This window comes from Pseudomonas luteola NBRC 103146, from assembly GCF_002091675.1.
Classification (GTDB): domain Bacteria; phylum Pseudomonadota; class Gammaproteobacteria; order Pseudomonadales; family Pseudomonadaceae; genus Chryseomonas; species Chryseomonas luteola.
Genome location: NZ_BDAE01000007.1, coordinates 84,330 through 96,166 on the forward strand (window position 1 = coordinate 84,330; position 11,837 = coordinate 96,166).

Annotated in this window: 8 protein-coding genes; 2 read left to right on the forward strand and 6 right to left on the reverse strand. The window is 57.0% G+C overall.

The window, feature by feature from the left end; all coding sequences use genetic code 11:
- The 3 genes from xseA to PLU01S_RS10525 form a co-directional block, all read right to left on the reverse strand.
- Positions 1–1,380: an exodeoxyribonuclease VII large subunit gene (gene xseA / locus PLU01S_RS10515; protein ID WP_074828200.1), complete on the reverse strand. Its 1,380-nt coding sequence runs from the start codon at positions 1,378–1,380 to the stop codon at positions 1–3.
- A 33-nt stretch (positions 1,381–1,413) separates the two neighbouring features.
- Positions 1,414–2,385 (reverse strand): D-2-hydroxyacid dehydrogenase family protein, encoded by a 972-nt coding sequence (locus tag PLU01S_RS10520; RefSeq protein ID WP_019364415.1) that lies wholly within the window; start codon positions 2,383–2,385, stop codon positions 1,414–1,416.
- A gap of 109 nt (positions 2,386–2,494) precedes the next feature.
- The gene (locus tag PLU01S_RS10525) at positions 2,495–4,516 is read right to left on the reverse strand and encodes a TonB-dependent siderophore receptor (protein WP_083397957.1); all 2,022 of its coding nucleotides are present in this window, start codon (positions 4,514–4,516) and stop codon (positions 2,495–2,497) included.
- Between the two features lie 279 nt (positions 4,517–4,795).
- On the opposite strand from PLU01S_RS10525, the gene guaB reads away from it, so the two are divergent.
- Together guaB and guaA are read left to right on the forward strand one after the other, a co-directional pair.
- Positions 4,796–6,265, forward strand: a complete 1,470-nt coding sequence (gene guaB, locus PLU01S_RS10530) for an IMP dehydrogenase (protein WP_010797355.1) — start codon at positions 4,796–4,798, stop codon at positions 6,263–6,265.
- Positions 6,266–6,364: 99 nt separating this feature from the next.
- Positions 6,365–7,942 carry a glutamine-hydrolyzing GMP synthase gene (gene guaA / locus PLU01S_RS10535; protein WP_010797356.1) on the forward strand — a complete coding sequence of 526 codons (1,578 nt, stop codon included), beginning with the start codon at positions 6,365–6,367 and terminating at the stop codon, positions 7,940–7,942.
- Between the two features lie 63 nt (positions 7,943–8,005).
- On the opposite strand, the gene PLU01S_RS10540 is transcribed toward guaA, so the two are convergent.
- From PLU01S_RS10540 to PLU01S_RS10550, 3 genes are all read right to left on the reverse strand, one after another.
- Positions 8,006–8,776 (reverse strand): SDR family NAD(P)-dependent oxidoreductase, encoded by a 771-nt coding sequence (locus PLU01S_RS10540; RefSeq protein ID WP_074828031.1) that lies wholly within the window; start codon positions 8,774–8,776, stop codon positions 8,006–8,008.
- 25 nt (positions 8,777–8,801) lie between these two features.
- On the reverse strand, positions 8,802–10,445 hold the full coding sequence (gene xylE, locus PLU01S_RS10545; RefSeq protein WP_074828033.1) for a D-xylose transporter XylE: 1,644 nt from the start codon (positions 10,443–10,445) through the stop codon (positions 8,802–8,804).
- Between the two features lie 168 nt (positions 10,446–10,613).
- A complete protein-coding gene (locus tag PLU01S_RS10550) occupies positions 10,614–11,774 on the reverse strand; it encodes a fumarylacetoacetate hydrolase family protein (RefSeq protein WP_139208870.1) in 1,161 nt (386 codons plus the stop codon).
- Positions 11,775–11,837 lie beyond the last annotated feature (63 nt).

Consider the following 11,837-nt stretch of genomic DNA (forward strand, 5'->3'; position numbering starts at 1 on the left):
TCAGTCCAGTAGGGAGAGCGTCGTTAATTCCCGATGATTGTCTTCCACCCGAACATCCAGCTCGCCTTCAGCCAGGCGGGCTTTGAGGCGCTGGCCATTACGCGTTTGATCGGCGGATCGGATGGCGTGGCCGCGTTCGTCGAGCAGAATGCTGTAACCACGACCCAGAGTGGCAAGCGGGCTGACGATATGTAGCGTTTGAACCTGGGCGGCCAAGCGCTGACGACGCTCCTTGAGCTGACGTTCCATGCAGCGCGGAAGCTGCTGGGCCAGTTGATCCAGACGCTGACGTAGCAAAGCAAGTTGACGGCCCGGATGCTGGCCGGCCAGTCGCGTCTCGACATGGGCAAGGCGGTCCCGCCGTCGGTTCATGTCGATGACAAAGGCGCGGCGCAGGCGCATGTCCAGATCATCGATACGCTGTGCTTGCTGGCGCAGCCGCTCGCCCGGATGCTTGAGCCGACGCGTCATGTTTTCCAAGCGCAACTGCTCACGGCTAAGCCGCTCACCCATGCGGACAACCAGGCGCCGATACAGCGCGTCCAGGCGGTTTTTAAGGTCCCCGCTGTGAGGGGCCAATAGTTCGGCTGCAGCTGAGGGGGTAGGGGCGCGTACGTCGGCCACGAAGTCGGCAATCGACACATCCGTCTCATGCCCGACCGCACTCACGATAGGCGTTTGAACGGCTGCAACAGCGCGGGCAACCTGCTCTTCGTTAAAGCACCATAGATCCTCAAGGGAGCCGCCGCCCCGGGCCAGAATGATCGCGTCGAAACCCTGCACGTCTGCCGTTTGCAACGCACGAACGATCTGTCCGGTGGCCTCACGCCCTTGTACTGCCGTAGGTATCAGGACCAGCTCGACCTGTGGCGCACGGCGCTTGAAAACGCTGACGATATCGCGGATGACCGCTCCAGTCGGTGAGGTCACGATTCCGATACGGCACGGATGGCCCGGCAGCGGTTTCTTTCGCTCTTGCGCGAACAAGCCTTCGTCCAGCAGTTTCTGCTTCAGGGCTTCGAATGCCTGTCGCAAGAGCCCGTCACCTGCTGGCTCCAGGGTTTCCAGAATCAGCTGATAATCACCACGACCTTCGAATAGGGAGACCTTGCCGCGAACCTTCACCGCCATGCCATCCTTGAGCAGGTTCCTGACACGCACGGCGTTCTGCCGGAAGAGGGCGCACCGTACCTGGGCGTCCTTATCCTTCAAGGTAAAGTAGATATGGCCGGAGGCGGGGCGGGCAAGATTGGATATCTCGCCCTCCACCCAGACCTGAGAAAAGACGTCTTCCAGCAGAACACGGGCGCGGCCGTTGAGCTGGCTGACGGTTAGGACCTCACGGTCGAGGCCGAGACGTTGAAAAGGATCGTTAAGCATGGCGGGCATCATAAGCCCGCCATCGGCTGGATGCTAGCGACCCAGCACGTCCGGGTTCGCGACATTCTCCGGCTCGCCCGCAAAAAAGGCGATCAGATTGGCAAACGCTTCGCCAAAGTAGAGTTCGTAGCTGTGCTTTTCCACGTAGCCCAGGTGAGGGGTGCACAGGATGTTGGGGTGGGAAAGGAGGGGGTGGCCGGCCGGTACGGGCTCCTCTTCATACACGTCTACCGCGGCATAGCCTGGGCGACCTGCCTCGACAGCTTCAAGCAGTGCGCCCGGCTCGATCAGACCTGCACGGGCAGCATTCACCAAAAGGGCTGACTTCTTCATCAACGCCAAGTCCTCACGACGGACGATATGACGGGTCTTGTCTGAAAATCGCAGGTTCAGGCTCAGTACATCCGACTCGGCAAAGAAGGTTTCCTGGCTGTCGGCGGCGCGATGACCGTCCGCCAGTGCAGCCTGCCTCGAGGTCTCGCTGCCCCACACCAGAACAGGCATGCCAAAGGCCTGACCATATCGGGCGAGCAGCTTGCCAATCTTGCCGTAGCCCCAAATACCCAAAATTTGGCCGTTTAGGCGTTCGCCCAGATTGACCTGCCAGCCACCGGCATAAAAGGCATCGATGGCTGGTTTGAGCTTGCGCCGCGCCATGAGAATCAGCGCCCAGGTCAGTTCGGCAGCGGCGATGGGCGAGCCGGTGCCTTCCACCACCGCAATTCCGCGATGAGTACAGGCTGCGACATCCAGATGACCGGTCGCCTTGCCGGTCTGGCTGATCAGCTTGAGGCGGGGTAGATGGGACAGCAGCGCCTCGTCGACATGTGTTCGCTCACGGGTCAGCACCAGCGCATCGGCTTCTCGAAAGCGCTCGATCAGAACGGCTGGGTCACGCTCGGCATCATGATAGACCGTGACGGTATGCCCGGCACGTTCGAGCAGGGTAAAGCAGTCCAGGGTTTCGACAACGTGTTGATAGTCGTCCGGGATGACGATGTGCATGGCGGCGCTCCGTTGTGTTCTTGTGCCGACAGTTGAGCATAAGAACAGAGAGCCGCCTAGGTGGGATGGGCCGTCTGGGCAGGGTACCCAGACGGATAATTTGATGCCCTCAGAAGGTCACGCTGGCACTCAGACGCGCCGTACGAGGCTCGCCCACATTGACCTGCAATGCGCTACCGGTGCTGGAGGGGTAGTAATGCTTGTCAAACAGGTTGTCGACGTTGAGTTGCAGCTTGGCTTTATAGCCATGCACAGGCAAGTCCCAGCGCAGGAAGGCGTCAGCGACGGTATAGCTGCTCATATAAAAATTGTTTTCATCGTCGCCGGCACGTTCCCCTACATAGCGCGCACCTGCACCGGTATGCCAGTCGCCCAGGTCAGACGGCACCTGCAAATGATGAGTGAGATACAGGCTGGCCGTATGTTCAGGTGCCTGATTGAGTCGGTTGCCTTCCCAAGTGGGATTGCTGTTGTTTTCCAGAATACGCGTACGGGTATAGGCATAGGTGCCGATGATGTTCCAACGCTCGGACAGCCGCCCGGTGACGTCCAGTTCCAGCCCGCGAGCACTCACTTTGCCTGCACTGCCTATCGACTTTCCGTTGACCATGCGGGTGCTCACTACATTGTCTTTTTCGATATCGAATACGGCTGCGTTCAGATTCAGGCCTGGCGCCAGAGTGTATTTGACACCCAGTTCATAGCTGCGTCCTTTTTCCGGATCAAATGTCTGATTGAGATCGTCCACGGTGGTGTTGGGAGCAAAGGAGCGGCTATAGTTTCCGTAGAGCGACAGGGCGTCGGTTGCCTGAAAAACTAGACCAACAAACGGGATAACTACCTGATCGTCTCTATCCAGACTAGGCTTTCGGTTTGCTCCCAACCCTTGGGCAGCATATTGCTCGAATTGCTGATAGCGACCTCCCAAGACCAGAATCCAGCGATCATCCAGATGCCAGTTATCTTTGAAATAAAGCGAAGTGGACTCAAGCTCATTGCGTGCATTGCTTTGTGTAGGACTGATCTGACTGGGCTCGGCAAGCTTGCCATAGGTGGGTGAATAGATATTGATGTTACGGCGGGAGCCAGTGCTATTGCGGTAGGTCTTGCCCCTGTACTGATCATTCATTTCATGATCGATACCGATCAATAAATCATGGCGCTGGCCCAGGAAATCCTGTTTCCCAATAAAGTCCCAGCTGGTGTAGGTGGTCTCGTAATCATAATGACCGCCATTGGCTGTTCGAAGAAGTTCGCCACTGGGCGTAACCGAGACCGGCTGAGCGATGGCGAGGCTATAGCGGTCGTTATTCCAACCGTAGGTCAGACGCGTCTTCCACTCGTCGCTAAGCTGATACTCGAATCGAGCCGTTGCAGTCTCGCTGATGCCGGTTGTGTTGGCCCATTTCTCATCCAGGCGCTTGTTGTAGCTGACACTGGCCGGATGGCCATCAACAAACACCGTGCCGCGGTCAAACGGGCTCGTATAGTCGTTGTATTCATAGGCCAGCGTCACGCTGGCGCGTTCGCCGGTCCAACTCAGCGAAGGAGCGATGAGGGTGTGCTGATTGACACCATAGTTGCGCCAGTAGTCCTCGCTTTGCCGCTCGGCGATCAGGCGATATGCAAAACCGGTATCGCCCACAGGCCCGGTAGTGTCGATATTCAGACTACCGCCCCCTTCGCTGAAGGCCGAGCCGCCAAAGGTAGTGCTCTGCACATACTGAGGCTGTTTGCTGACTACGTTGATCAATCCACCCGGCTCAAGTGCTCCGTAAAGCAGAGAAGCCGGGCCCTTGAGAACTTCGACCCGCTCACTGGTAGGACCAAAGTTGCGGGACAGGTTCGAGCGTACGCCATCGCGAAAGATCGAACCGTCGGCATTCGTACCAAATCCCCGCTTGACCAATGAATCCTTGGTGTTCCCCAAGGTATTGCCCTGGCTGACGCCGCTGACAAACTTCATTGCATCATCCAGCGACTGAACGTCGTAGTCCTGAATGATTTCAGGCGTTACGACCTCAATAGACTGTGCTTCCTCCTTGACCGGCACGTCACTCTTGCTGGCTGTACCTGCCTGTACGGCTGTATACCCGTCTTCTACCTGAGGCATATCTGCCTGGATTTCCATGGAAGACAGGTCGACGTAGTCTTCCGCCTGGGCGGGTAGGGTGTACGCAGCGATGTAACCTACAAGCAGGGAAAGAAGAAAAGGTATTTGCCGGACATGGCCGAAGGGGCGTGGCGAGGCTTTCAAGATAGGTGCTCATGATCTGGTAATGATAATTATTCTAATTTGATATTGTTTCCCATGTAAACGGAGCGGCAACTTTCATGCCTACGTTGAGGCTTTCCTCTAGGACAGGTATAATGTCGCGCTTCTTATTTTTCCCGCCCGGGAGCCCCTGCCATGCTGCGCATCAGCCAAGAAGCCCTGACTTTCGACGACGTTCTCCTGATTCCCGGTTATTCCGATGTCTTGCCAAAAGACGTCAGCCTGAAGACCCGCCTCACGCGCGGTATCGAGTTGAACATTCCCCTGGTATCCGCTGCGATGGATACCGTAACCGAGTCCCGTCTCGCCATTGCCATGGCCCAGGAAGGCGGTATCGGAATCATCCACAAGAACATGACGGTCGAGCAGCAAGCTGCTGAAGTCCGCAAGGTCAAGCGCTTCGAGGCTGGCGTTGTAAAGGACCCGATCACGATCGATGCCAGCGCAACCGTCCGCGACCTGTTCGACCTGACGCGTCAGCACAACATCTCGGGTGTACCGGTCCTGGCCAACGGTGATCTGGTCGGTATCGTCACCTCCCGTGATGTGCGATTTGAAAACCGCCTCGATATTCCGGTGCGCGATGTGATGACTCCCAAGGAGCGTCTCGTTACCGTTCGCGAAGGTGCCAATAAGCAGGAAGTGCGCGAGCTCTTGCACAAGCACCGTCTGGAAAAGGTCCTGATCGTCGATGAGGCCTTCAACCTGAAAGGCATGATGACCGTCAAGGACATCGAAAAAGCCAAGGCCTATCCGAACGCCAGCAAGGACGAAGCGGGCAGCCTGCGTGTCGGTGCTGCCGTCGGTACCGGCGCCGAGACGCCTGAGCGTGTGGCTGCGCTGGTTGCTGCCGGTGTTGACGTCATCGTGGTCGATACCGCTCACGGTCACTCCAAGGGTGTGATCGAGCGTGTGCGCTGGGTCAAGGAAACCTATCCGCAGGTACAGGTCATTGGTGGCAACATCGCGACCGGCGAAGCGGCCAAGGCACTGGCTGATGCAGGCGCCGATGCCGTCAAGGTCGGTATCGGCCCGGGCTCCATCTGCACCACGCGTATCGTAGCCGGTGTAGGTGTTCCGCAGATCTCCGCCATTGCCAACGTTGCCGCTGCGCTGGAAGGTACAGGTGTTCCATTGATCGCTGACGGTGGCATCCGTTTCTCCGGTGACCTGTCCAAGGCCATCGTGGCGGGCGGTTACTGTGTCATGATGGGCTCCATGTTCGCTGGTACCGAAGAGGCGCCGGGCGAGGTCGAGCTGTTCCAGGGCCGCTCCTACAAGTCCTACCGTGGCATGGGCTCGCTGGGTGCGATGTCGCAGAGCCAGGGCTCCAGCGACCGCTATTTCCAGGACTCCGCGTCCGGTGCTGAAAAGCTGGTACCGGAAGGCATTGAAGGTCGCGTACCGTACAAAGGTCCGTTAGCCGCTATCATTCATCAATTGATGGGTGGCCTGCGTGCCTCCATGGGTTACACCGGCTGCGCCACGATCGAGGAGATGCGTACCAAGCCTCAATTCGTTCGCATCACCGGTGCCGGCATGGCGGAATCCCATGTACACGATGTGCAAATTACGAAAGAAGCGCCCAACTACCGCGTAGGCTGATTGCTGCGACGATAGGTTCGCTGGGTGTTTTATGTTGAGATTCGGGGCTGTCTTAGACGGCCCCGAATCGTCTGTTCTTACCGCTCATGAGAAATGGCCATGTCCCAAGACATCCACGCTCACCGTATTCTGATTCTCGACTTCGGTTCCCAGTACACCCAGTTGATCGCACGCCGTGTGCGTGAGCTCGGTGTTTACTGCGAACTCCATCCCTTCGACATGGATGACGCCGACATCCGTGCCTTTGCCCCTCGCGGTATCATCCTTGCCGGCGGACCGGAATCGGTACATGAAGCCAACAGCCCTCGCGCACCCAAGGCCGTATTCGAGCTGGGCGTTCCGCTGCTAGGCATTTGCTATGGCATGCAAACCATGGCCGAGCAGCTGGGCGGCAGAGTCGAAGGCTCCAACGTTCGCGAGTTTGGTTATGCCAAAGTCGATGTGGTCGGCAAGAGCCGCTTGCTTGACGGTATCGAAGACCATATCGACGACGATGGCGTCCTCGGTCTGGATGTCTGGATGAGCCACGGCGACAAGGTATCCAACCTGCCGGAAGGTTTCCATATCGTTGCCAGCACTCCAAGCTGCGCCATTGCAGCCATGGGTGACGAAAAACGCGGCTGGTATGGCGTGCAGTTCCATCCGGAAGTGACTCATACCAAGCAGGGCGGCCGTATCCTGTCGCGCTTCCTGTTGGATATCTGCCAGTGCAAGGCACTGTGGACACCTTCCAATATCGTTGAAGACGCCATTGCCCAGGTTCGTGCCCAGGTTGGTAGCGCCAACGTGCTGCTCGGGCTGTCCGGTGGTGTGGACTCTTCCGTGGTCGCTGCGTTGTTGCACAAGGCCATCGGTGATCAGCTGACCTGTGTCTTCGTCGATAACGGTCTGCTGCGTCTGCATGAGGGCGATCAGGTCATGGCCATGTTTGCCGAGAACATGGGCGTGAAGGTCATTCGTGCCGATGCCGAGCACCGCTTCCTGACCAATCTGGAAGGCGAAGCCGACCCAGAGAAGAAGCGCAAGATCATTGGCCGCACCTTTATCGACGTGTTCGATGCAGAAGCTAGCAAGCTGCCAAACATCAAGTTCCTGGCACAGGGCACTATCTATCCGGACGTGATCGAGTCTGCTGGCGCCAAGACGGGCAAGGCGCACGTGATCAAGTCCCACCACAACGTGGGTGGTCTGCCGGAAGAGATGAACCTGAAGCTTGTCGAGCCGCTGCGTGAGCTGTTCAAGGATGAGGTCCGCAAGATTGGTCTGGAGCTGGGTCTGCCCTATGACATGGTGTACCGCCATCCTTTCCCGGGCCCGGGTCTGGGCGTGCGTATCCTGGGTGAAGTGAAAAAGGAATACGCCGACCTGCTGCGTCGCGCGGATGACATTTTCATCACCGAACTGCGCAAGGCTGATTGGTATCACAAAGTCAGCCAGGCTTTCGTAGTATTCCAGCCGGTCAAGTCGGTTGGTGTGGTTGGCGATGGCCGCCGTTACGCCTGGGTCGTAGCCCTGCGTGCTGTAGAAACGATCGACTTCATGACCGCGCGTTGGGCTCACTTGCCTTATGAGCTTTTGGAAAAGGTTTCCAACCGCATCATCAACGAGATCGACGGCATTTCCCGCGTGACCTACGACGTGTCGAGCAAGCCGCCGGCAACGATCGAGTGGGAATGATCTGACGCATTAAGCACAAAGGCCGCCTTTCTAGGCGGCCTTTGTGCTTTTAGCCGATCCGTTTTAGCCCCAGCCACCGTCGACAGGAAACTCGTGCCCTGTCAGTTGGGCACTGTCATCCGCCGCTAGGAACAGCACAGTAGGGGCAACGTGCTCAGGAAGCAGGCGCAGTTTGAGGCACTGGTGTTCCTGAATACGGGCTTCGTCTTCCGGCGTGATCCATTTCTCCAGCTGACGCTCGGTCATGATGCAGCCTGGCACAACCGTATTGACACGAATGGCATCGACACCCAGATCCCGTGCAAAGGTTCGTGTCAGTCCGTGTACCGCTGCTTTGGCACTGACATAGGCTGCCAGCCCGCCAAGCGCAAGCTGGACGCTGATGGAGCCAAAGTTGATGATCGATCCGCCGCCAGCCTGGATCATCTGTGGCGCAGCGGCCTGAATAGCAAAAAACAGGGGGCGAAGGTTGATGGCCATGCGGTCGTCCCAGTATTGGGTATCCACTTGGCGCCAATCGTGACGATCATCATTGGCAGCGTTGTTAACCAAGACACGGATAGGCCCCAACGCTTGTCCTGCGTCCCTTATGGCTTCCTGAAGACTATCGATGTCTCGGATATCACAGCGGCGAAACCAGGGGGCTTGGCCGGTTTCGGTCTCCAGCTCAGTTATCAGGCGCTGACTGGCCTGCTCATCGATATCGATAAAGGCGACGTGTGCGCCTTGTGTGTGAAAGGCGCGAGTCAGGGCACCACCGATGCCGCTGCCGCCACCCGTAATGAAAACGGTGCGGTCCTTGAGGCTAGGGTACTGTGCAGTTGCTTGATTCATTTAGATTTCTCTGTATGGACAAGAATTAGGCGCGCTCGGCGACCAGGTCGGATGCTGAAGGCGTCCGAGGTGACCAGGCAGCATTCATTTCTTCCAGGGTTTTGTTTTTTGTCTCTGGGACCCAACGCCAGACAAATACAGCGGCCAGCAGGCCCATAACGCCATATACCCAATAGGCGAAGCCGTGGTTGAAAAGGTCGGTCAACCAGGCATTGCTGTTCATCATGGGGAACGTCCAGGACACCAGTAGATTGGCTAACCATTGAGTAGCGACAGCAACGGAAAGGGCGCCTCGAATGCTGTTAGGAAAGATCTCTGAAAGCAGAACCCACACCACAGGCCCCCAGGAAACTGCAAAGGCGGCTACGTACACCAGCATCATCAACAGGGCAGTAATGCCTAGGCTTTGGAGGTAGAACGCTGTACCTAGCCCCAGCATGCTAGCGGCCATTCCAAGCGCGCCGATGATCATCAGGGGTTTACGCCCAACACGATCTACTAAAACGATGGCAACAACCGTGAAGATCAGATTGACTGCACCAACAATGATGGTCTGGATCAACGAGACGTCTGCTTGGCTACCCATGTTCTTGAAGATTTCCGGCGCGTAGTACAGCACCACATTGATGCCCACAAACTGTTGGAAGATGGACAGCAGCATGGCAATCAGGATGAGGGTGCCGCCATAAGAGAGCCAGGGCGCTTCACGGTGGCTCTGCTGGAAGGACAGACGAATCTCATTAAGAATGGTTTGTGCTGCGGCAGAGCCGTTGATTTGTTCAAGTACCTCCATGGCACGGCCCGGTTGGCCTTTCATGACGAGATAGCGGGGTGTTTCAGGCGTCTTGAGAAGAAGCGCCATAAAGGCGAAAGCCGGTACGATCTCTGAGCCCAACATCCATCGCCAGCCGTATTGGCTCAGCCATTCCGTAGTTTGGCCGCGGGCAATGAAGTAATTGACGAAATACACCAATAACATGCCAAAAATGATGCAGAACTGGTTGCACGACACCAGGCGACCACGCATGTGGCTGGGAGCAATTTCAGCGATGTACATAGGCGAAAGCATGGAGGCAATACCAACCCCTATTCCGCCTATGATCCTATATAGGTTAAAGGCGCTGATGTGCTCAATACCAAATACGTTGACGACTTCAGGCAAGGCAGAGCCGATAGCCGATACGATAAAAAGCAAGGCGGCTAGGGTCAGCCCGTTGCGACGGCCTAGACGCTGGCTGATATAGCCCGCAAAAAAGCCCCCAATTACGCAGCCTAGCAAGGCTGATGCAATGGTAAATCCAGTAATAGAGTTGGCGAGATTAGGCGTGATTTCATCAGGAAGAATGAAAACTTGCCTGTAAAACAGCCAGCCCGTAATAGCGGAAACAATCGCAGCAAACACTAAGCCACGCATGCGTCCGTAAAGCCGCATGAAGTAATAGATACTTAAGGCAAGCACAAGCAGGGTACTGAGCAGAAGCGTGTTCTTGAACTCAATGACGACCCGACTGGCCTGCATCGGGTCTTGAAACAACGGGTCAATAAAGTGCATCCGTATCGGTTCTACAGCACCGGAAATCACGGCAGTGTCGTAGCCGAACAGCAAGCCGCCGAATGCTGCGGCAATAGTGACGAATACCAAGAATCCAGAGGATTTGGCACGGTTCATGTTGTCTCCTAGGCTGTGGAGGCAGCCGGTTTTTGTATTTGTTAGCGATTCCCTGGAGTACAACGATCCGCCTCCTTGCGGATCAAAAAACTGTGCTGAGTAGTGAGGCAGGTTCAGCCTGGAGCAGTCAGGCTGAACAGTTCAGGTAAATACAGGGCGGCTGATGGGTCACTGCAGAGGAACAACGCTCAAGGGCAGGCCGCGGCGCTGAAGATTGTCCATTAGTGAGCGAATGCCGAAGGACCACGGGGCGGCTTGGTCGCTAGTGGTGACCCGGTTGCTCAGCGTGCCCAAACGCGATGTGCTGATCGTGACCACATCGCCCAGCTTGTGAGTGAAGCCACCGCCGGGTTGATCGCGATCCTGGCGTGGAGCGAATAGGGTACCGAGAAACAGGACAAACCCATCCGGGTACTGGTGGTTGGCATTAAGCGTCTGCGCGACCAGATCGAGTGGGTCTCGGCTGATCTGGCGCATGGAGCTGTGGCCTTCCAGCAGATAGCCGTCTTCGCCGTGAATGCGCAAGTCAACCTCTGCCGAGCGCACATCGTCGATGCCGTAACTTTCATCGAAAAGACGAATGAAAGGGCCGATGGCTGTTGAAGCATTATTGTCCTTGGCTTTGGACAGCAGCAGAGCGCTACGACCTTCAAAATCCCTGAGGTTTACATCGTTGCCCAAGGTCGCGCCCTGAACTTTGCCCGTACTGGAGACCACCAGCACAATCTCAGGCTCTGGGTTGTTCCAGGTGGATTTGGGGTGAATACCAATGTCCGAGCCGTAACCTACCGCTGAAAGAGGCTGGGCCTTGGTAAACACTTCGGCGTCCGGCCCTATACCTACTTCCAGATATTGAGACCATAGGCCCTGCTCGATGAGTACCTTTCGTAGCGCTTCTGCCTGATCTGATCCTGGCACGATGTCGGATAGATCAACGCCGATGCGCTCAGTCAATGAGGCGCGGATGTCAGCCGCCTTGCCCGGATCGCCCTTGGCCTGTTCTTCGACGACGCGCTCCAGCAGGCTGGCCGCGAAGGTGACACCGGCTGCCTTGATAGCCTGTAGATCGATCGGTGCGAGAAGCCAGGGCTTGCTCTCATCACGCTCGCGGCTGTCGCTATTGGCGAGCAGACCTGGCAGGTCTATCAGGGGAGCTGGCAACGGCAGCTCACGAAGATAGGCAGCAGGGTTGTCCAGTTCCATCAGCGCAGATATGGTCGAAACCGAGGTGCTGATGTCATACACCGCCTGCTCTTTGACGAGCACCACGGCAGGGCCGGCGGTGGAGCCGGGTAGCCAGACACGGCCGACCCAGGTACCAGCGGCCATGTCGTCAGGCGCTTGATAGGCCGCCGTCAGGGGATGTGAAGGCGTGTAGGAAGACATGCGGTT